The following is a 20,033-nucleotide window of genomic DNA, read 5'->3' on the forward strand; positions in this document are numbered from 1 at the left end:
AGGATAGTTTTTCATGAGTATCGAAATCAAGGTACCCGTACTACCAGAATCTGTTGCCGATGCCACGATTGCCACTTGGCATGTGAAAGTGGGCGAGCAAGTTTCTCGTGATCAAAACCTGGTTGATATTGAAACCGATAAAGTGGTTCTTGAAGTGGTTGCGCCAGAAGATGGCCACATTGGCGAGTTTTTGTTTGAAGAAGGCGCCACTGTTCTGGGTGAACAAGTGATCGCTAAATTCATCGCCGGTGCTGTATCTGGCAAAGAAGTCACTAAAGCGCAAGCTGAAGCGGCTACGCCTGCAGCTGAAACCAGCGATGAAAGCAGTGATGCGTTAAGCCCATCTGTACGCCGTTTACTGGCTGAGCACAATGTTGATGCCAGCAAAGTAAAAGGCACTGGTGTGGGTGGTCGTATTACTAAAGAAGACGTTGAAGCTTTTGTTAAGTCTGCGCCTAAAGCTGCGGCGCCAGCAGCACCTGCTGTGGCTCCGTTAGCGGCTGGCCGTAGCGAGAAGCGCGTGCCAATGACACGTCTGCGTAAGACAATCGCTAACCGCTTGTTAGAAGCGAAAAACTCTACCGCTATGCTCACGACGTTTAACGAAGTGAACATGAAGCCAATCATGGATATCCGTAAGCAATACCAAGATATTTTTGAAAAGCGCCACGGTATCCGTTTAGGCTTTATGTCTTTCTACATCAAAGCCGTGACTGAAGCGCTGAAACGTTTCCCAGAAGTCAACGCGTCTATTGATGGCGATGATATCGTTTATCACAACTACTTCGACATCAGCATTGCAGTATCAACGCCACGTGGTCTGGTAACACCAGTGTTACGTGACACTGATACCATGAACTTAGCTGAAATCGAAAAAGCTGTCCGTGACTTAGCCCTTAAAGGCCGTGACGGTAAGCTGACTGTGGCTGACATGACTGGCGGTAACTTCACTGTGACTAACGGTGGTGTTTTTGGTTCATTGATGTCTACACCGATTCTTAACCTGCCGCAAAGCGCGATTTTAGGCATGCATGCCATTAAAGATCGCCCAATGGCAGTCAATGGTCAGGTTGAAATCCTGCCCATGATGTACCTGGCACTCTCATATGACCATCGTATTGTTGATGGCCGTGAGTCTGTTGGTTTCTTGGTGGCGATTAAAGACTTCCTAGAAGACCCAACTCGTCTGCTGCTTGATCTGTAAGCCAACTCGCTAAGAGTTTGCGCTTAAAGAAATAGCCAGACATACCCTCGTGACTGGCCCAAATGGGCCAGTTGGATTTGATTAGAAGTATACGGATAGATCATCATGAATTTGCATGAGTATCAGGCAAAATCCTTATTTGCCGAATATGGTTTACCAGTGTCAGAAGGTTTTGCATGTGATACAGCCCAAGAAGCTGTAGAAGCGGCAGGCCATATTGGCGGAAATTTATGGGTTGTTAAGTGTCAAGTACACGCAGGCGGCCGCGGTAAAGCGGGTGGCGTTAAAGTCACTGGCGATAAAGAAGAAATCAGAGCCTTTGCCGAACACTGGTTAGGCAAAAATCTGGTGACTTATCAAACTGATGAGAAAGGTCAGCCAGTTGCTAAAATTTTAGTAGAAAGCTGCACCGACATCGCTAACGAACTGTACCTAGGTGCCGTTGTTGACCGCGCGACTCGTCGCGTCGTGTTCATGGCGTCGACTGAAGGTGGTGTTGAAATTGAGAAAGTGGCAGAAGAAACGCCAGAACTCATCCACACTGCAATCATCGATCCTTTGACTGGTCCACAAGGTTATCAAGCACGTGATCTTGGCTTCAAGTTAGGTTTAAACCCAACTCAAATGAAGCAGTTCACTAAGATTTTCATGGGTCTGGCGACTATGTTCGTCGACCATGATTTCGCATTGCTTGAAATCAACCCACTGGTTATTACCACTGAAGGCAACCTACACTGCCTAGACGGTAAAATCGGTATCGACGGTAACGCACTTTATCGTCAACCAAAAATCAAAGGCATGCACGATCCATCACAGGATGATGCCCGCGAAGCTCACGCTGCTAAGTTCGAACTGAACTACGTAGCGTTAGACGGTAACGTTGGCTGTATGGTGAACGGTGCTGGTCTGGCTATGGGTACTATGGATATCGTTAACTTGCACGGTGGCAAGCCAGCGAACTTCCTAGACGTAGGCGGCGGCGCGACTAAAGAACGTGTAGCAGAAGCATTCAAAATCATTCTGTCTGACAGCAATGTGAAAGCGGTTCTGGTTAACATTTTCGGCGGTATCGTACGTTGTGACATGATCGCAGAAGGTATCATCGGCGCTGTTAAAGAAGTGGGCGTTAAAGTACCAGTTGTGGTTCGTTTAGAAGGTACTAACGCTGAACTTGGCCGTGAAGTATTAGCTAAATCAGGTCTTGATATCATTGCAGCTACCAGTCTGACTGACGCGGCTGAGCAAGTTGTTAAAGCTGCGGAGGGCAAATAATGTCTGTCTTAATCAATAAAGATACCAAGGTAATTTGCCAAGGTTTCACTGGCGGTCAAGGTACATTCCACTCACAACAAGCTATCGATTACGGTACGCAAATGGTGGGCGGTGTGTCTCCTGGTAAAGGCGGTCAAACTCACTTAGGTCTGCCAGTGTTTAACACTGTGAAAGACGCTGTAGCTGCGACTGGCGCGACTGCTTCTGTGATCTATGTACCGGCTCCTTTCTGTAAAGATGCCATTCTTGAAGCTATCGACGGTGGCATTGAGCTTATCGTTTGTATCACTGAAGGCATTCCTACACTGGACATGCTGCAAGTTAAAGTGAAGCTTGAAGAAACTGGCGTTCGCATGATCGGCCCTAACTGCCCAGGTGTTATCACCCCAGGTGAATGTAAGATCGGCATCATGCCAGGTCACATCCACTTAAAAGGCAAAGTGGGTATCGTTTCTCGTTCAGGTACTCTGACCTATGAAGCGGTTAAGCAAACGACTGATGAAGGTTTCGGCCAATCTACTTGCGTAGGTATCGGTGGTGACCCAATTCCAGGTACTAACTTCATCGACGTATTGGAAATGTTCCAAAACGATCCTCAGACTGAAGCGATCGTGATGATCGGTGAAATCGGTGGTAACGCTGAAGAAGATGCGGCTGCTTACATCAAAGCACACGTGACTAAGCCTGTTGTGTCTTACATTGCGGGTGTAACTGCACCTGCTGGTAAGCGTATGGGCCATGCTGGCGCGATTATCGCTGGCGGTAAAGGTACTGCAGAAGACAAATTTGCTGCATTAGAAGCAGCTGGCGTGACAACTGTCCGCTCGCTAGCTGATATCGGCAAAGCGCTGCGTATTCGTACAGGTTGGTAAGCTAACCTCACGATGATAAAAGGCGCCTAAGGCGCCTTTTTTATTGGCTGTAAAATACTAATCGGATTGTGATTGGTATAAGCTGCGAAACACAGTAAATGATAGGAATGGGATTGAGCTAACACCATGAAGACTAGATATTTTTTCTTCTACGGGTTAGATTGATGCTTCTCTGCTCGGCAGTCGCCTGTACCATGGGCGAGCATAGCGTGAGTAGGACCATTAACCATGAGCCAAGTGCTTATGGCTTCAGTGCTGTTTCTGCAAAATATCTTGAATTCAAATTTATATCACACGGTTGCAGCTTTTCGCTGCGAGCGTATTTGTATTATGGGGCTTACCGCATTGGGGGAGGGTAAGCCACTGAGTCGATGTTAGCCACAGTAACGGCTTGAACATCACGTTTCTTTACGAGGGAAAGACTGTGAAAACACCTAAAATCATTATTTCGGAAATCGACTTAGAAAGACTAGAGCGATTATTAGAGTCACTGCCGGCAAATGCGTTTCCGGGCAAAGCGGCATTGGAGGCTGAATTAGACAGAGCCGATATCGTGCCTGCGTCGCAGATGCCAGCGAATGTGGTGACCATGAATTCGGAAGTGAAATTTAGCGTTTCATCCAGTAATGAGACTTTCTGTTTACGGTTAGTGTATCCAAAAGACGTAAACGGCGCGGGCACGATTTCTATTTTGGCGCCAGTGGGGAGTGCATTATTAGGGCTGTCACAAGGCGATGAGATTGAATGGCCTGGCCCTGGTGGTTCCATGGTAAAAGTGCGTATTGAAGAAATCCTGTATCAGCCTGAGCGCAGCGGTGACTTCCACCGTTAAGCATCTACATTGGGCATACACTGGCGTAGTGTTGTTGACCTTACGCCAGTGATGACCATGCTAACGATTGGCTGATGCGTCAAGCGATCCATTTTTGAAGGAGTAAAGATGATAACCCAAACTGAACGGTTAATTATTCGGCCATTTACCGAGCAAGATTGTGAAGCCCTGTATTTGATGAACAGTAATCCGGCGATGCTGAAATACATTCCCTCTGCCGCTTTTACGTCTCGCGAGCAGGCGCTTGAGTTATTCCACCAGGTGATCCAAGGCGATTATCAGCAACATGGTTTTGGCCGTTGGGCGGTTGAACATAAAGCCGACAAGCGTGTGATCGGATTCTGTGGCCCTAAATTTATTCCAGAATTTAATGAAGTCGAGTTAGGTTATCGTTATTTCCCAGAGTATTGGGGTACTGGGATTGGTACAGAGGCTGCATCTGCTGCATTAGCCGAGTTTAAGCGCTTTGGGATTGAGCAGACGATTGCACTTATCTTAGAAGGGAATCTCGGCTCCGAAGGCGTGGCTAAGCGCGTTGGCATGCACTGGCGTGAGCAAAATGAGTTTATGGGGCATACAGTGAATATCTACGCCAAGGTGTTATAGCGGTTTGCCTGTTCACATCATCCAATAAAAAACCAGCCTCAGGCTGGTTTTCTGTGTCACGCTGATGAAAGCAAAAGTCGACTAAGCGTCGTTATGCTCACAGGTATCATTGGTGCAAGTGCCATACAAATATAGGCTGTGATTAGTCAGCTTAATGTTGTGTTTCATGGCTATTTCATCTTGACGACGTTCAATCATATCGTCAGAAAATTCAATTACTTTGCCACATGATAGGCAAACTAAGTGATCATGATGATGCTGAGTCGAGAGTTCGAAAACGGCTTTACCGCTTTCAAAATGGTGACGACTGACAATACCTGCATCATCAAATTGGTTTAACACACGGTAGACGGTGGCTAGACCAATTTCTTCACCCAAATCGAGCAGCTTCTTGTACAAATCTTCTGCGCTGATATGTTGGTTTTCAGGCCCTTGCATCAGTTCTAGGATCTTGACTCGTGGCAGGGTAATTTTCAAACCCGCTTTTTTTAGCGCTTGATTTCCATCTGTCATTGCTAATCTCTTGATTGCAGAACCAATAGGTTCATCCGTGGATAGTGTTTGCCATTATAGGGGCTCAGGTTGAAAACTTAAACCTTTGTTCTGGCTTTATGGGGCGATATGCAGATAAATTGTGTCAATAGGCGTTAAATCACAATATTTTGCGGCAATTCAAGCATAGTTTTTGTATGGTTATACCAAGGAATAATATTCACGGCCGCCAAAGTCAGTGAGAATAATTCAAATAAATAAAATAATAAGGAATCGGCATGTACCAGCAAATTGTGGTGTTAACCGGCGCAGGGATCTCTGCTGAGTCGGGATTACGCACCTTTCGCGATCAAGATGGTCTGTGGGAAGAACATCATATTGAAGACGTGGCTACGCCAGAAGGGTATGAACGTGATGCTGAGCTTGTGGAACGCTTTTACAATAGTCGTTGGCAGCAATTGCACAGTGGCACAGTTGAGCCCAATGCGGCGCACCTTGCCTTGGCTAAGTTAGAGGCAGAATTTCAAGGCCAGTTATTGGTTGTGACCCAGAATATTGATGATTTGCATGAGCGTGCGGGTTCACGTCGATTGCTGCACATGCATGGCGAGCTATCCAAAGGTCGCTGCCCGCGCTCACGTCAGACCTTTATTCTGCGTGAGCCTTTTGGTGTAGATAATTGTTGTACCTGCTGTATTCCTGCCCAGCGTTTACGCCCCCATGTGGTATGGTTTGGCGAAATGCCCTTAGGGATGGATCGTATCCACGATGCGCTGGATAACTGCGACTTGTTTATTGCTATTGGCACCTCTGGTACTGTTTATCCTGCCGCAGGTTTTGTGGATACCGCTAATCATCACGGCGCGCAAACAGTAGAAGTGAATATGATGGCACCCGATAGACATAGTCAGTTCCAGTATCATCTCACGGGCAAAGCGGGGGAGTTAGTGCCTCAGTTGGTCGATACCATTTTAGCGGGCCGAGTGATTGGCAGTGAGTCGAATGCATGAGTAATAAAATCGCGATAATTATGCGTGGTTTACCGGGCAGTGGTAAGTCACATTGGGTTGAAACTTATATTCTTTCCCTTCCTTTAGAAAAAGCCATCAGCGTGCGCCAACGCGGCGTATTTTCGACCGATAGCTTTTTCTATCACCAAGATGAATACCGCTTCGATGCCAAGAAGTTACCTGAGTACCATCAATGTAATTTGGCGGGGTTTATTCAGGCGCTGTCTTCAGGCGAGCCCGTGGTGATTTGCGATAACACTAATCTGTGCCGCTGGGAATACATGGCCTATGAAGCGGCGGCAAAAGCCTTAGGTTATCAAGTCCGAACTATGCTGATAGGCGAACCGAGCAATCCTGCCCATCAGTTGGAATGCGCAAAACGTAATCGTCATGGCGTGCCTTTGGCGCAAATTCAACGTATGGCAAAGGTATTTGAGGATTTTTAAAATAAGGCGCTTAGTCATCATGAGTACTGTGACGCTTTTGTCGCAGTAAATCTGATTAGGCCCTTTACTTTACCTATGGCCTGCGATGTTTTCGTACTGTCACTTTTCGTCCTGTAACAAGGCTGTTGTACGCTGTTTCAAACCATTGCTTTTGCATAATGTCACTCACCATTTTCCTTCTCTCTTTGACCATGAGCCTTAAGCTTGATCCCAAAGACAGTTTATCCACTTAAGTCAGCGTATGATGGTCAATGTATAATGCGCGAGCTTATGTGTGGCATTGATGAGTTAATGCTCGATTGTAGTTGGCATTATATTAATTATTGCGCGCAGGCTAAGTACATCAAAGGAAGGGGCCATGCTCACTAAAATTTTACTGACAGTCTTAGTCATTGCTGGCGCTTGGTTTTTGCTGATGAAGCGCCAGCGACAAATTGTGCCTCAGGCCGCGAATATCAGCACTAAACGTTTAAATGAACCCCTGTGGCGTCGTTATTTACTCACAGGCGTGTTTGTGGTGCTCGGACTGAGTGTGCTCAGTTATAGTGTTTGGTATTGGCGCGATCAGCACAAAATAGTCACGGTTAGAATCGTGTCACCCAATGCCGACAATAACGGCGAGTATCGCGTGCGCAAAGGCGATATTTCAGACTCGAAAATGGTGACGCTCGATGGCATCTATATTCGCTTTTCGACCCAAGAACGGCTGGCAATCATCGAGACCGATTAAGGCATATTTATTTTACTAAATTATCTTTCGCGCCTTTTCATTGCCAACTTATGCGGTAAACTAGCGACAATTTTTTAGCCTGCACTTAAGTGGGATCGTTAACTTAAGTTTTTTTCAGGAGGACAAATGATTACTGCTTATGTGTATGAAAATCGTCACCTTACCGTGACAGAGCTCGGCATACTGGACAGTATTCCCGCATCGACCATTTGGTTAGATCTGTATAAACCCGATGATTCGGAGCGAGAATGGTTAAGTCATTTTTCTGTTGAAGAAGTGCCTGACGAAGAAGATATCAATGAAATTGAGGCCTCGGCACGTTTTTATCAAAACAGCGATGGCCTGCATATCAATTCGTTATTCCCCCAGCGTGTCGGCCAAGATGTGCGTGGCGTTAACGTGTCCTTCAACCTTCGCACCAATTTTTTACTGACAATCCGTGAAGAAGACGTGGGTCTTATCCGCTTGCTGCGTAACTATTTACGTTTGGGCCGGTTAGATGTGTCGACGCCGCAGGAACTGTTTCTCGAATTATTTAATCTGAAAGTGGATTATCTGTCTGACTTAATCGAAGACGTTTACACAGTTCTCGAAAATGTCGGTGAGCAAGTATTTGATAACGATGAGCTTGATGATGTATTTAAGCTTATCACTCTGCAAGAGGACTCCAATGGTAAAATCCGTTTGAGTTTGCTCGATACCCAGCGTTCACTGCGTTATATGCAGCGTTACTATCGTGGCCAGCTATCCGATGAGCACTTGAAGGACTTGCGGGAAATGTTATCGGATATCGAGTCGCTGATGCCCCACAGTCAATTTATTTTCGATAAATTAAACTTCTTGCTTGATGCGGCCATGGGTTTCAGTGGCCTGCAACAGAACAAAATCATTAAAATCTTCTCGGTTGCCGCTGTGGTGTTTCTGCCACCAACCTTGATTGCCAGTAGTTATGGGATGAACTTTACCAGTATGCCTGAGCTTGAGTGGCAATACGGTTACCCTATGGCGATTGTGATGATGTTAGCCAGTGCCGCCGGTACTTACTTCTTCTTTAAACGTAAACATTGGTTATAAGTCAGCCGCTAGACGCGTTGGTTTTGTCGAATAAAAAAATAAGGGTCGAATATAATATTCGACCCTTATTCTTATCACTGCGATTTAATCGCTTTACTCGATTTAATGAGCTTTATGTCACGAGTCTAACTCTATGACTTTGATTAAATCAGTGCCGCCAGTTATGCACCAATTGTACGGCTACTTAACTCAGCCATCATTTACGACTGTCACCACCAAAGTAGTAACTCACTCGTTCGCGGGGATTCAAGTACTCGTGGACTTTTTCAGGAAGCGCCGCAGGGGGTAAGCAGCGCACTATGCTTATCCCTTCAACCTCTAAATCAACGATAGGCGCTTGATCTTTAGGGACTAACGCATCGTAAACCAATATCTTAGGGCATAGCAATTTAGTTAAGTTAACCGACATCACCATGGCATATTGACCGCTGGATAATTCCACCACACTGCCGGGAGGATAAATGCCGAGCATCTTGATCATCTTGCCAATGTATTCTTGATTAAGCTTAGTTTTGTATTGCTTGTACAAATGCCCCAGAGCGGCATAGGGCATTCTGGCTTTGCCCTGTTGGCTTGGATAACACAGGGAGTCATATTCGTTCACTACCGCAATCAGTTGCGATACTTTGTCTAACGCCTCTTCCTTTAAGCCTTTGGGATAACCACTGCCATCGAGACATTCGTGATGATTGGTGATGGGAGCTAAGGCCGCTTGGGGAAAATTATCGGCTAATTTGAGCAGTTCTATCCCAAGTAACGGATGCTGCTTGATGAAATTAAGCTCTGGCGCCGACCAAGGGGTCGATTTTTTAAGAATTTGTGGCGGGACTTTTAATTTACCCACGTCGTGGAATAGGGCACTGAGACCCACTGTTTCAATCTCACTTCTATCCCATTCGAGTTCTTTGGCGATCAACATAGAAAGAATCGCGACGTTCAAAGAATGGTAGTAAATGCTTTCATCTTGCTTAGCATCGCTCATTAAGTGCAGCACTAAGTTATCTGAGTTGAGCAGCTGCTCGACTATGGTGTGCACCAAATCTTTAGCGTCATCGACCGCATTTAAGGGGCGATTACGCAACTTAGAGATGAGGCTGCGCATCATGGCGACCGAGCGGGTAAAGTTTTGCTCGGTTTTATGAATGTCGCGGCGTAATTTCTTTTGCACTTCGATTTGTTCGGCCTTGTACTGATCCATGTCGTTTTTAAGCACATTGATCTCAGCACTTGGCGGTAATTTGATTGGGTTGACCGCATCAGCATGTATCGTGGCGACGTCACTGCGTTCTAAATCGACGATGACATGTTCGATGCCCAGATTTTTAATCAACTCGATTTGCGCAGCTTGTTTAATATGAAAGCTACTGAATAAAAAGGGATGATCTTTCCAAGCCACGGGCAAACGCACAAAGTTGCCGACTTGAAGTTGATGGACTGAGACTTTACAGCTTTTTTTCATATTCTTGTTATCGTGAAGCCTAATGTGGGTTATTTTATCTCAATGATACTGCTTTACAATTACTTAACTAACATGTCAGCATAGTAAGCCTAGAAAGTAGCCAATCCATTGAGGAAGTATGGACTTTATTGAAGTATACCCTAATGCGTTGCCAAACGACTTGTGTGACCGTCTCATTCTGGCATTTGAGCAACATGCTGGCGTTGTCGACGGACAAACGGGCAATGGCGTTGATCTGGAGAAGAAGATCAGCCGCGATTTGACCTTAGATAGTTTCGCCGACTTGCAGCCCCTCAGAAACGAACTCTTAGGTTATACCTTAAAGGGCGCGGTAGATTATTTCACAAAGTATTCAATGGCGTTAATGGGCGCTGTCGCTGTGTCTGTGAGTGATGAACAAGGCCAACCCGCGACGCTAACCCCTGCTAATTTTGCAGCGCTGGGTGCGCCTAGAGCCGATGGTTTAGTCAAGTATTTGTATCGCAGTGGCAGTATTAATGTTCAAAAGTATCAGCAGAATAAAGGCGGTTATCCCCACTGGCATTCGGAGCAATTCCCGCAAAATGGTCACAATGAAGCCTTGCATCGCGTCGTGCTTTATATGTTTTATTTAAATGATGTGGAAGCGGGCGGTGAAACCGAATTTTATTATCAGCAGCGTAAAATTTCCCCGAAAAAAGGCACTATGGTGATAGCACCAGCGGGATTCACTCATACGCATAGGGGTAATAAACCTGTGAGTGGTGACAAATACATTGCCACCTCTTGGATCATGTTCAATCGAGCAGAGCAGTTATACGCTGTGATTGCCTGATAAGTATGAGTATCCACATAGTTACACATCCTTGTTTTAACTATTTGTATTTGGTTATTTTGTATTTAGCCTTTGTTGTGAGTTATCCCGGTCCTTAAACAGGGATACTGATCCTAAATAGTGCACCTTCTAAGCGGCTTTCCTCAATTTTTAAACTACCACCGTAGCTGTGAACGATTTCATCACAGACGGCTAATCCGATACCTTGTCCTGGTGACTGGGTATCGGCTCGCACGCCGCGTTGGATAATCTTTTGTCTTAAGCTTTCTTCGACACCTGGGCCATCATCCTCGACAATAAGTTCAAACTCACCTTGTAAATTAATCTTAGCCGATACATGCACTTGGCTAATACATAAGCGGAAAGCATTTTCCATAAGGTTGCCACACAGCTCCATCAAGTCGCCCTTGTTGCCGGGAAACATTAAGGAAGGGGAAATGCTCGCTGAGAACTGCACTTGCTTATCGCGGTAAATCTTAAATAGCATTTGCGCTAATTGATCGACTAAGGGCGCAATCACAGTCTGTTCTTGCTTCAGGCCTTGGCGGCCTAACATGGCGCGTTTTAATTGATATTTGACCAGCTGATCCATCTGGCTGACCTGTTCCATGATCTTTTCGCTCGCCGATTGTTTACTCAAACTGGCGTCATCTGTGATGGCATGCACAGCGGCTAAGCGGGTCTTAAGACTGTGTGCTAAGTCGTTCATGGCATTTTGATAGCGCTGTTGTTGGGCGCTCGATTGTTGCAGCATTTGGTTGAGTGCTTGAGTTACCCCTTCGAGCTCAACAGGATAACCCTCTGAAAGTGATTTACTCTTCCCTTGGTTAATCGATTGCAGTTCATTCTGCATCCGTACTAAGGGTCGCATTCCCCAATAGGCGGCGCTGACCAATAGAATTAACGCTAAGGCTAATACCATGGCGAGTCGAATATAAGTGCGTTTACTGAACTTACTGTATTCCTGCTCGAGTTTGGCGGCATCTTTGAGGACGAGCAGGTTGTAATGTACGCTAGCAATTTCCACCGCGAGCAAATAGACGAAGTAACCTCTGTCATCGGCCATAGTAAGATAATAGGGCGGGGAGTCGTTGCGAATTTCGTTAAAACGCTCGCAAGTATCAAATAAGCCACGGTCTACCGCGAGGGATGAAGTCCAAACTTGTTTAAATTTTTCATCGCAACTCGCAATCACATAGCGTTCTTGCTTATTATTTTCCTCCAGCCACGCACTGGTATCGGGGATGAGATCGTGCTCCCGCAATTCGGCGGCGACTTGGGGAATTTCGGCAATGAGTTGTGCGGTTTCTTCGTTATAGCTATTTTGCGCATGCAGAATATTAACCATCCATGCGAGACCAAAACCCACTAAGGCAATAATCGATAGCGAGGTGAGAAACATCCGCGTCAGCAGACGTTTCTTAAATTTTAATCTTAGTTGCATGGCAGGTTAAATTTATATCCTTGGCCGCGAATGGTGACGATAGGATTGTCTATCCCATCGCGGGTCAGTTTTTTGCGCAGGCGGCTGACCATGACTTCAATCGTATTCGGATCGCCTTCTTTATCGCCATAAATCACATCGAGCAAACGTTGTTTGGCAACCACCTCATGGCAATGACGCATTAAATATTCGAGGATCAAATATTCAAAGGCGGTGACTTCCATGATTTCATCGCTCAGGGTGACTTGTTTGGCGGCGAGATCGAGTTTTAATTCTCCACTGCAAATCACAGGTTTAACAAAACCTGCGCTGCGGCGTACTAAGGCATCGAGCCTAGCGACGAGTTCTTCTTTTTGAAAGGGCTTCACTAAATAGTCATCGGCTCCGGCGTTAAGGCCTTCGACCTTATCCTGCCAATTGACTCGTGCGGTGAGGATTAATATCGGCGCTTTAAGACCCGCTTCTCTGAGTTGTTCAATTAAGCTAATGCCATCTTGATCGGGTAAACCTAAATCGACAATAGCCACATCGATGGGATAATTCGTGGCTTGATAGAAACCTTCTTTGGCAGTGAGCGCCACTTGAACTTGATTGCCGAGATCGCTTAATTGCACTTTTAAGTGGTGGGATAAAATAGGATCGTCTTCAACAACCAAAATTCTCATAATATACATGCCTTAAAGTGGATGAGCTAAGCATTAGCAAAGCAGTCTACGCAAAATCACACTGATAACCAAATAGAGTATCAGCATATCTTAGTTGAACTTAACCTTTGCTGACCGAGCAGAACGTGTGGTCAAAATAAGTACTCATTTATTGTTGAATAAGAAAGTTTTACCGATGGAGTGCTAGCGTATTGGTGAATTTCCCCAAGGAGACTTTTGTTTTCTGATCCGCAAAATACCGTTACCACAGATAATTGCACCTAAGGTAAATAACATCACCGCCATCATAATCAAAGATAATCTTAACCAAGGCGCTTCTTGCGCTAAACGCACTTGTATCACTTCGATCGTCGTAACGCCCCAGACGGCAAAGACACTCACAAATAATAAAGTTTGTAATAAACGCAGTAAGTAAACCGAGTTAAAGAATAAAACTAAGGGCGCAATTGCAAAGGGAATGGCAAAGCTAATTTGTTCATAACGCACAAAGTGGGCACACAATAGCCAGCAAGCTATCAGGATCCAAAGACTTCTCCACCACATTTATTTAGCTCCATTTAACGTATTAAGATAGTAAAAACAATGTAGCTAAAAACAAACTGCCATACTATTGGCATGTTCACATTTTGCTAATTGTAGAAAAATTAATTGGGCTAAGTACAGACAAAAGTGTAAACAAAAAGCGTAAACAAAAACGCCCAACACAGAGGCTGGGCGTGATTGGTATTTAACTAAGGCTAGTTAGAGCTATTTGAATGATGAACTTGCTCATCAAAATTTCTAGCAACCTTACCCGCTTGAGTGTCGTTAAACACTTGCTCGTTAAATTCACCTTCAGATTTCGCAATGACCACGGTCGCCACACAATCACCGGTGACGTTTACTGCAGTACGTACCATGTCGAGTAGGCGATCAACACCGATAATCAGTGCAATACCTTCAACCGGTAAACCAACTTGATTCAATACCATGGCCAGCATGATAAGTCCGACACCCGGTACGCCTGCGGTACCAATTGATGCCAATGTCGCTGTCACAACAACGGCGGCATAATCAGTGAGCGAGAGTTCAATGCCAAAAACCTGAGCGATAAATACAGTTGCCACACCTTGCATGATTGCGGTGCCATCCATGTTAATGGTTGCACCTAAGGGGAGCGTAAAGGCGGCAATCTTATTATCGACACCTAATCTATGCTCAGAGGCTTCTATGGTAATCGGCAAAGTGGCATTTGAACTTGCTGTTGAAAAGGCAAATAGCTGCACATCACGCATTTTACGGATAAATATTAACGGATTGAGGCCAGAGAAAAGTTTTAGAAGTGTAGGGTAAACAATAAATGCATGGACCAGTAATACACCGAGAACCACGAAGAAATATTTAACTACGCTACCAAAGGTTTCTAAACCGAGCGTTAATGCAAGTTTTGCCATCAGCGCAAACACACCATAAGGTGCAAGCTGCATGATCAGTGTCACGACGCGCATGATGACTTCATTTAAATCCTCAAACAAAGCCGCAACGCGTTTACCTCGCTCACCAATATGGGCAATCGCAAAACCAAAAATCACCGCAAAAATAATGATTTGTAGCATATTGCCTTCACTCAATGCCTGCATCGGATTGGTGGGGACTATATTGATAATCACGCTTGAAAGACTTGGCGCTTCTTTGGCAATGTATTCCATTTTTTCTGAAGCGAGTGAAGCGTTCCCAGGATGTATAAGGACTGCACTGACAATCGCAACTACGAGAGCAATTGCGGTGGTGAATAAATAGAAAGCAAGGGTTTTGCCCCCTAAACGGCCTAATTTTGAAGGCTCACTCAGTGAGCAAGTGCCACAAACTAATGAAATAAAGACTAAAGGAACAACTAACATTTTTAAGCTGGAGATGAAAATGGTACCGATAACATGTAAAAAACCTTCGGTAATATAGTCTTTTACGATATCGCTTTCTGGAAAGGCATTGCGGAGTAAGAGACCTAAGGCAATACCTGTTCCCATACCGATCAGAATTTTACTTGTAAGGCCGAGTTTATTTTTTATCGAAATTGCCATGGGGAGTCCTGTGTGTTTTTTATACATTCTATTTTTTGGCGCTCACAAGACTAGCAAGAAAACGGCGAAGATGAAATGACAAATAGCGTTAAAGTATTTGTGTTATTTGTGAAATAAAATAAGGTTCTAGTGGGTAAAATTGGTGAAAATTGTGTAATGTTAGCCTATAAGTAATAAGCGTCTAGCTTAAGTATCATCATCAGAGTAACAGGGAGCCTGACAATGAAGTCAGCGTATAAGGTTTTTCTCGCAGGATTGTGTTCACTTTTTTTAATTGCATGTGGTGGTGGAGGCAGCATCTCCGATGATGGTGGGACGACGCCATCTGATAAGTTTGTTGTTAAATTGGAATTAGTTAACTCGGATGGTCAGGCTATAACAGATATTTCGAATGCTATTCCAGGAAAGTTGAACGCGACATTAACTAAAAATGGAAGCCCTTATGTTGGGCGCATTATTTTTAGTTTAGAAGGCGATGGGGTTTTAACACCTGATAGTGGTGTGACTAATGCTGATGGCAAAGTTTCTATCGATGTTTTACCAGGAAATAAGCTGGGTTCTGGCCGGATTACTGCAACATATACACCCGCTAGCGGGACAGCAATAGGATCTAATCCTATTGATTTTAGTACTAAAGGTGATGGTGGTGCATCAACTGGAGGTGCACAGGTGGCTTTAGTAATGGTGAGTGATCTTGAGTCAAAAACACCTATTTCAACAATAACATCTCTTTCACCTGGTTATCTTATTGCTAATGTGACAGGTATTTCCAAGCAAACAATTGTGCAATTTTCCAGTACGCGCGGTGAATTACCCATTGATACCGCTGTTACAGAACAAGGTGTTGCTTATGTTCAAATTTTAGCAGGTACCCAGCCGGGAGCAGGTAGTGCGACAGCAACGTTACTCACGGGAGAAAAATCGGAACCACTAGTGTTTAGTATCGGTGCGACTAATGTCTTTATGGGGAGTGGTTCTCCATTTCAAAATGGTGTTGCATCTGTTGAGCCTTCGGTTGTTTCAGCGGGTGGGACTTCAAGTGTCTCTGTAGCTATTCAGGATGACGCAGGAAATCCATTTGCCGATCCTGTTGAAGTGCAATTCACCTCTGTTTGTGCTTTGAAGGCGAATGCTGAAGCTGAATTAAGCACGCCTGTAGTCGCGGTTAATGGTATTGCAACCAGTACCTACTTAGCAAAAGGTTGTGTGGGGGACGATACTATAAATATAAGCGCAAATGTTGGTGGAAAATCTCTAACCGCCAAGGCGACGGTAAATGTCTTACCAGCAAGTGTCGGCAGTATCTTTTTCCTAGAGGCATTACCCGAAGTCATTAGGCTTAAAGGAACCGGTGGGGCAGAAGCCTCAACCGTGAAATTTAAAGTAATGGATAAAAATGGTATTCCGGTTAGTAATCAACGTGTGAATTTCTCGCTCAATACTGAAGTTGGCAATATCACTCTTGATCCTGAGTTTGCTACTACAAATGGTCAGGGAGTTGTTCAAACGGTAGTTAATTCGGGCTCAGTATCAACAAGTGTAAGGGTTACTGCAGTGGTTGCTGGCAGTACGCCAGCAATATCAAGTCAATCGAATCAATTAGTTATTTCGACAGGTTTACCTGACCAAGATAGCTTTTCTTTATCGGCATCAAACCTAAGCCCTGAAGGTTGGGACTACGATGGCATTGAGGTTGATGTGACGGCACGATTGGCTGATGCATTCAACAACCCTGTACCCGATGGCACAGCTGTTTCCTTTACCACAGAGGGCGGTGTGATAGCGTCTTCGTGTTTGACAGTTAATGGTGCTTGTTCAGTTAAATGGACAAGTCAAAATCCTCGCCCTACTGGTGATACGTTAGCAATGCAAGGTAAAGAACCTTCGTTAGATGCGGAATTGGGTCAACCTTATGGCGGACGCGTGACGATTTTAGCTACGGCTATCGGTGAAGAGTCTTTCCCAGATACTAATAGCAATGGACGTTTTGACGCATCTGAAGTGGCTAATTTTTTAAGCAAAAAGGATGTATCGGGTAATCCGTATGACTTAAGTGAAGCGTTTGTCGACCATAATGAAGACAGTACTTTTAACCCAAGTGTAGCAGGTGGTGAAGAGGGAGGGGATGCTGAAGTGTTTACTGATTTTAATAGTAATGGCGTTTATGACCAAGCAGATGGTTTATACAATGGTAGTTTGTGCCAATTGGATGCTAATGGCAGTAAACATGCCGGATGTGCAGCGGGTAATACTTCGCTGAATGTGCGTGCTTCGTTAGTCTTGGTAATGTCGGGTAGTGATGCTATGGCTTCTGTTCCAGTAATTACTGATAGTTGTATTGATGATAAAGCTATAGTTGATGTGTGTGATGGTCTAAACGATAACAATACGATTGACATTATTGGTAAGTCGACTGGTGGCGTAACTATTATTATTGGGGATTTACATAATCAGCCTTTGCCTTCAGGAACAGTCATTACGTTTACCCCCTCAGCTGGTAGCTTAGCAAGTAAAGGCTCTTTCACTATCGCATCTTCAAATGATAACGGGGCAGGAAAGTATAGCGTTCTTATAAAAGGTGCTGACCAACCTGATGCAGGGTCATTAGTGATTGAAGCACTGACTAAAAAAGGTGTTTTAACGCAGATTGCAACGATCCCTGTCGTTATCCACTAGTCTAATGTCTATGAAATAAAATTATCGACAAGTGTTAACGCTATTTAGGACGGGACAAAAATATAAATAAAAGCGCACTTAATTGTGCGCTTTTTAGTGTCTAGAGTCTGTTGATCTTTGCTGTACAAATGTTGTTCAGCAATACATCGGTAGCCACATTAACATAAACGCCAGTGACACCATACTGGCGTAATTTCTTGCTAGCTTGTCATACCTTGTTGATATTGCTCGATAGTGTTTAATTCTTCCAAAAGCATTCTCCACTAAATGTCGATACCGATATAAGCACCAATCGACTCTTTCTTGAGGTGTATTCTTATAGCGGCGCCTCGGAATAACAGATTTCCCGCCTTTATTTGCGATAAGTTCACGAAAAGCATCGCTGTCATAACCTTTATCTGCAATGACGGTATCAACCTGCTTCAGGTGCTCAATTAAGCTGGGGGCGTGTGTAATATCGTGTTTTTGGCCTTCTGATAATTCGAAATAAATCGGTAATCCTCCGCTGTCGACGGCTAAGTGAATTTTGGTTGAATTACCGCCTCGACTTTTACCAATACTCTCATTACTTAGCGTCGCTGCACCTGCACTGTGCTGGTGAGCCCGCACTATCGAGCCATCAATAAAGACCCATTCTATATCAGCAAGGTTGGCTAAGGCCTTGAATAAATGTGTCAGAACGCCTTTCTTAGACCATAAATGAAACCGTCTAAAGACCGTGCTCCAATGACCGAACTCTTTAGGTAAATCTCGCCAAGGGATACCTGTTCTAAGGCGGTAAAGAATACCTTCGAATGTTTGTCTATGTTCAGGTTTGTCATAAACACGGCCTGTGCTTTTCATTAAATGAAATAGCTTTTCCCAGCGTGCATCGGTTAGCATAAGTCTTGGCATGGCTTGAGGTTATGGTTACTTTTGGCGAAGCAAATTATAACGTCTTGCCATGCTGTCTAAAAATCACTCTAGAAAGATCAACAGACCCTAGTCATTGGAATTATATTTATTCATTATCGTTGGAATTGATAAACACTTCCTAGTTTCATGATTTGCGTGAGCTCATCTAATGCAGTGCGAGATTCGATGATTAGCTGAGGGTCAGCAAGATCTTGGGTGGTCAATCTGTCACGGTAATGTTTGTCTACCCAAAGATTTAAACGCGCAAATAAGGCATCATTCATTAAGGTGTGTTGATTTACGGCCGCAACTTCCATCTCATTCATCGCAACACGCAAACGCAGGCAGGCGGGGCCGCCGCCGTTTTGCATGCTTTGTTTTACGTCGAAGTAAAGCACTTGCTTGATGGGAGTGTTTAGCGTCAGTAGTTCATTCAAATAGGCAAATACTGCGGGATTTTCTTGGCAATCAGTTGGGGCAACAATGACCATTTCACCAGAGGGAAGCGTAATAATCTGGGTATTGAATAAATAGCTTTTGACTGCGTCGTTAATCGCCACTTTAGCGGTGGGCACTTCAATGAAATACAGTTCAGTATCGATCTTACGTTTAATTTCATCAATTTTATGTTGGGTATTTAAGAAGGCTTGTTCATGATAGAACAGCACATTCTGGTTACCGACTGCGATAACATCGTTATGGAATACGCCTTGATCAATGACATCAGGATTCTGCTGGATGAAGACGCAATTATCCTCTTCCAGCTGATGTAAGCGTGCCACTGCCATCGATGCCTCTAAGGTTTGTCTTGCTGGATACTTTTGCGGTTTAGGGGCATTGGGATTGGTGGCTTCTTGTCCATAAACGAACAATTCTACACCGGCATGGCCGTACTCGTTGCATAGCCTAGTGTGGTTCGCCGCACCTTCATCACCGAAGCTATTATGCTCAGGTAAGTGACTATGGTGATGAAAATAGTGGGGATCACTGAAAGTTGCTGTTAATATGCGCCCCGTTGTGAGGGGCTCGATGCTGCGATGCAGTTTATCGACTAAATTTGCTGGGGTGAAATGCAGTTTGCCGTCACGCGTATCTGCACTGGGTGAGACAGTTGCGGCATTGGCAGTCCACATACTGGATGCACTGCAGCAGGCATTAAGCAGCATAGGCGCTTCTTTCGCAGCCTGTTTTAATACATTGGCGTCAGAGCCGGAAAATCCAATTCGGCGCAATGTATAGAGGTCTGGGCGCTCTTGAGGGGCTAACATACCTTGAACCATGCCCATATCGGCAAGTGCTTTGGCTTTTTGGAGTCCTTGTTTCGCAGCAGCTTTGGGGTTAGAAACTAAGGCGGCATTGCTGAGCGAGGCGACATTGCCAAAAGACAACCCTGCGTAATTGTGTGTTGGTCCAACGAGTCCATCAAAATTCGCTTCAAAGTGCTTCATTGCTTATCCTTGTGATAGGGAAAGTTATTATTTGT

At 44.7% G+C, this 20,033-nt stretch carries 19 protein-coding genes; 11 read left to right on the forward strand and 8 right to left on the reverse strand.

What is annotated here, in order from left to right:
- Positions 1–13 precede the first annotated feature (13 nt).
- From odhB to OX890_RS10860, 5 genes are all read left to right on the forward strand, one after another.
- Positions 14–1,204, forward strand: coding sequence for a 2-oxoglutarate dehydrogenase complex dihydrolipoyllysine-residue succinyltransferase (odhB, locus tag OX890_RS10840; protein WP_006081977.1), 1,191 nt, complete (start codon positions 14–16; stop codon positions 1,202–1,204).
- 105 nt (positions 1,205–1,309) lie between these two features.
- Positions 1,310–2,476 carry an ADP-forming succinate--CoA ligase subunit beta gene (sucC, locus tag OX890_RS10845; protein ID WP_006081976.1) on the forward strand — a complete coding sequence of 389 codons (1,167 nt, stop codon included), beginning with the start codon at positions 1,310–1,312 and terminating at the stop codon, positions 2,474–2,476.
- A complete protein-coding gene (sucD, locus tag OX890_RS10850; protein WP_006081975.1) occupies positions 2,476–3,348 on the forward strand; it encodes a succinate--CoA ligase subunit alpha in 873 nt (290 codons plus the stop codon). Before sucC ends, sucD begins: the two co-directional genes overlap by 1 nt.
- Before the next feature lie 424 nt (positions 3,349–3,772).
- A complete protein-coding gene (gene rnk / locus OX890_RS10855) occupies positions 3,773–4,180 on the forward strand; it encodes a nucleoside diphosphate kinase regulator (RefSeq protein WP_006081974.1) in 408 nt (135 codons plus the stop codon).
- Positions 4,181–4,288: 108 nt separating this feature from the next.
- Complete coding sequence (locus tag OX890_RS10860) at positions 4,289–4,786, forward strand: GNAT family N-acetyltransferase (protein ID WP_006086236.1); 498 nt, start codon at positions 4,289–4,291, stop codon at positions 4,784–4,786.
- Between the two features lie 81 nt (positions 4,787–4,867).
- Here the strand turns inward: OX890_RS10860 and fur are convergent, their stop codons facing one another.
- On the reverse strand, positions 4,868–5,299 hold the full coding sequence (gene fur / locus OX890_RS10865; protein WP_006081972.1) for a ferric iron uptake transcriptional regulator: 432 nt from the start codon (positions 5,297–5,299) through the stop codon (positions 4,868–4,870).
- A 257-nt stretch (positions 5,300–5,556) separates the two neighbouring features.
- Here fur and cobB point away from each other — a divergent pair, with 257 nt between their 5' ends.
- From cobB to corA, 4 genes are all read left to right on the forward strand, one after another.
- Positions 5,557–6,288: a Sir2 family NAD+-dependent deacetylase gene (gene cobB, locus OX890_RS10870; protein WP_006086237.1), complete on the forward strand. Its 732-nt coding sequence runs from the start codon at positions 5,557–5,559 to the stop codon at positions 6,286–6,288.
- Positions 6,285–6,734, forward strand: coding sequence for an ATP-binding protein (locus OX890_RS10875; RefSeq protein WP_006086238.1), 450 nt, complete (start codon positions 6,285–6,287; stop codon positions 6,732–6,734). Before cobB ends, OX890_RS10875 begins: the two co-directional genes overlap by 4 nt.
- 358 nt (positions 6,735–7,092) lie before the next feature.
- Positions 7,093–7,464, forward strand: a complete 372-nt coding sequence (locus tag OX890_RS10880; protein WP_006086239.1) for a hypothetical protein — start codon at positions 7,093–7,095, stop codon at positions 7,462–7,464.
- 126 nt (positions 7,465–7,590) lie between these two features.
- Positions 7,591–8,538: a magnesium/cobalt transporter CorA gene (gene corA, locus OX890_RS10885; protein WP_006081968.1), complete on the forward strand. Its 948-nt coding sequence runs from the start codon at positions 7,591–7,593 to the stop codon at positions 8,536–8,538.
- A 196-nt stretch (positions 8,539–8,734) separates the two neighbouring features.
- Here corA and OX890_RS10890 read toward each other — a convergent pair whose 3' ends face one another.
- Positions 8,735–9,997: an HD-GYP domain-containing protein gene (locus OX890_RS10890; protein ID WP_107404379.1), complete on the reverse strand. Its 1,263-nt coding sequence runs from the start codon at positions 9,995–9,997 to the stop codon at positions 8,735–8,737.
- Positions 9,998–10,115: 118 nt separating this feature from the next.
- Between OX890_RS10890 and OX890_RS10895 the strand changes: the two genes are divergently transcribed.
- Positions 10,116–10,811: a 2OG-Fe(II) oxygenase gene (locus tag OX890_RS10895; protein ID WP_107404380.1), complete on the forward strand. Its 696-nt coding sequence runs from the start codon at positions 10,116–10,118 to the stop codon at positions 10,809–10,811.
- Positions 10,812–10,905: 94 nt separating this feature from the next.
- Here the strand turns inward: OX890_RS10895 and OX890_RS10900 are convergent, their stop codons facing one another.
- From OX890_RS10900 to OX890_RS10915, 4 genes are all read right to left on the reverse strand, one after another.
- Positions 10,906–12,255 (reverse strand): ATP-binding protein, encoded by a 1,350-nt coding sequence (locus OX890_RS10900; RefSeq protein WP_107404381.1) that lies wholly within the window; start codon positions 12,253–12,255, stop codon positions 10,906–10,908.
- Entirely contained in the window at positions 12,246–12,920 is a 675-nt protein-coding gene (locus OX890_RS10905) for a response regulator (protein WP_006081964.1), read from the reverse strand. Before OX890_RS10905 ends, OX890_RS10900 begins: the two co-directional genes overlap by 10 nt.
- A gap of 183 nt (positions 12,921–13,103) precedes the next feature.
- Positions 13,104–13,463 (reverse strand): hypothetical protein, encoded by a 360-nt coding sequence (locus OX890_RS10910; RefSeq protein WP_006081963.1) that lies wholly within the window; start codon positions 13,461–13,463, stop codon positions 13,104–13,106.
- 194 nt (positions 13,464–13,657) lie between these two features.
- Positions 13,658–14,980 carry a dicarboxylate/amino acid:cation symporter gene (locus tag OX890_RS10915; RefSeq protein WP_268649201.1) on the reverse strand — a complete coding sequence of 441 codons (1,323 nt, stop codon included), beginning with the start codon at positions 14,978–14,980 and terminating at the stop codon, positions 13,658–13,660.
- 222 nt (positions 14,981–15,202) lie between these two features.
- On the opposite strand from OX890_RS10915, the gene OX890_RS10920 reads away from it, so the two are divergent.
- On the forward strand, positions 15,203–17,656 hold the full coding sequence (locus OX890_RS10920) for a hypothetical protein (RefSeq protein WP_126491765.1): 2,454 nt from the start codon (positions 15,203–15,205) through the stop codon (positions 17,654–17,656).
- Positions 17,657–17,791: 135 nt separating this feature from the next.
- On the opposite strand, the gene OX890_RS10925 is transcribed toward OX890_RS10920, so the two are convergent.
- Complete coding sequence (locus OX890_RS10925; RefSeq protein ID WP_126491766.1) at positions 17,792–18,550, reverse strand: IS5-like element ISSod6 family transposase; 759 nt, start codon at positions 18,548–18,550, stop codon at positions 17,792–17,794.
- Positions 18,551–18,663: 113 nt separating this feature from the next.
- The gene (astB, locus tag OX890_RS10930) at positions 18,664–19,998 is read right to left on the reverse strand and encodes an N-succinylarginine dihydrolase (protein WP_126491767.1); all 1,335 of its coding nucleotides are present in this window, start codon (positions 19,996–19,998) and stop codon (positions 18,664–18,666) included.
- Positions 19,999–20,033 lie beyond the last annotated feature (35 nt).

The organism is Shewanella sp. DAU305 (assembly GCF_026802235.1).
GTDB lineage: Bacteria > Pseudomonadota > Gammaproteobacteria > Enterobacterales > Shewanellaceae > Shewanella > Shewanella baltica.

What these genes read in the sequence shown, in the direction of transcription:
- odhB (WP_006081977.1), top strand. Translation starts at nt 14, where the DNA reads ATGAGTATCGAAATCAAGGTACCCGTACTACCAGAATCTGTTGCCGAT.
- sucC (WP_006081976.1), top strand. Translation starts at nt 1,310, where the DNA reads ATGAATTTGCATGAGTATCAGGCAAAATCCTTATTTGCCGAATATGGT.
- sucD (WP_006081975.1), top strand. Translation starts at nt 2,476, where the DNA reads ATGTCTGTCTTAATCAATAAAGATACCAAGGTAATTTGCCAAGGTTTC.
- OX890_RS10860 (WP_006086236.1), top strand. Translation starts at nt 4,289, where the DNA reads ATGATAACCCAAACTGAACGGTTAATTATTCGGCCATTTACCGAGCAA.
- fur (WP_006081972.1), bottom strand. Translation starts at nt 5,299, where the DNA reads ATGACAGATGGAAATCAAGCGCTAAAAAAAGCGGGTTTGAAAATTACC.
- cobB (WP_006086237.1), top strand. Translation starts at nt 5,557, where the DNA reads ATGTACCAGCAAATTGTGGTGTTAACCGGCGCAGGGATCTCTGCTGAG.
- OX890_RS10875 (WP_006086238.1), top strand. Translation starts at nt 6,285, where the DNA reads ATGAGTAATAAAATCGCGATAATTATGCGTGGTTTACCGGGCAGTGGT.
- OX890_RS10880 (WP_006086239.1), top strand. Translation starts at nt 7,093, where the DNA reads ATGCTCACTAAAATTTTACTGACAGTCTTAGTCATTGCTGGCGCTTGG.
- corA (WP_006081968.1), top strand. Translation starts at nt 7,591, where the DNA reads ATGATTACTGCTTATGTGTATGAAAATCGTCACCTTACCGTGACAGAG.
- OX890_RS10890 (WP_107404379.1), bottom strand. Translation starts at nt 9,997, where the DNA reads ATGAAAAAAAGCTGTAAAGTCTCAGTCCATCAACTTCAAGTCGGCAAC.
- OX890_RS10895 (WP_107404380.1), top strand. Translation starts at nt 10,116, where the DNA reads ATGGACTTTATTGAAGTATACCCTAATGCGTTGCCAAACGACTTGTGT.
- OX890_RS10900 (WP_107404381.1), bottom strand. Translation starts at nt 12,255, where the DNA reads ATGCAACTAAGATTAAAATTTAAGAAACGTCTGCTGACGCGGATGTTT.
- OX890_RS10905 (WP_006081964.1), bottom strand. Translation starts at nt 12,920, where the DNA reads ATGAGAATTTTGGTTGTTGAAGACGATCCTATTTTATCCCACCACTTA.
- OX890_RS10910 (WP_006081963.1), bottom strand. Translation starts at nt 13,463, where the DNA reads ATGTGGTGGAGAAGTCTTTGGATCCTGATAGCTTGCTGGCTATTGTGT.
- OX890_RS10915 (WP_268649201.1), bottom strand. Translation starts at nt 14,980, where the DNA reads ATGGCAATTTCGATAAAAAATAAACTCGGCCTTACAAGTAAAATTCTG.
- OX890_RS10920 (WP_126491765.1), top strand. Translation starts at nt 15,203, where the DNA reads ATGAAGTCAGCGTATAAGGTTTTTCTCGCAGGATTGTGTTCACTTTTT.
- OX890_RS10925 (WP_126491766.1), bottom strand. Translation starts at nt 18,550, where the DNA reads ATGCCAAGACTTATGCTAACCGATGCACGCTGGGAAAAGCTATTTCAT.
- astB (WP_126491767.1), bottom strand. Translation starts at nt 19,998, where the DNA reads ATGAAGCACTTTGAAGCGAATTTTGATGGACTCGTTGGACCAACACAC.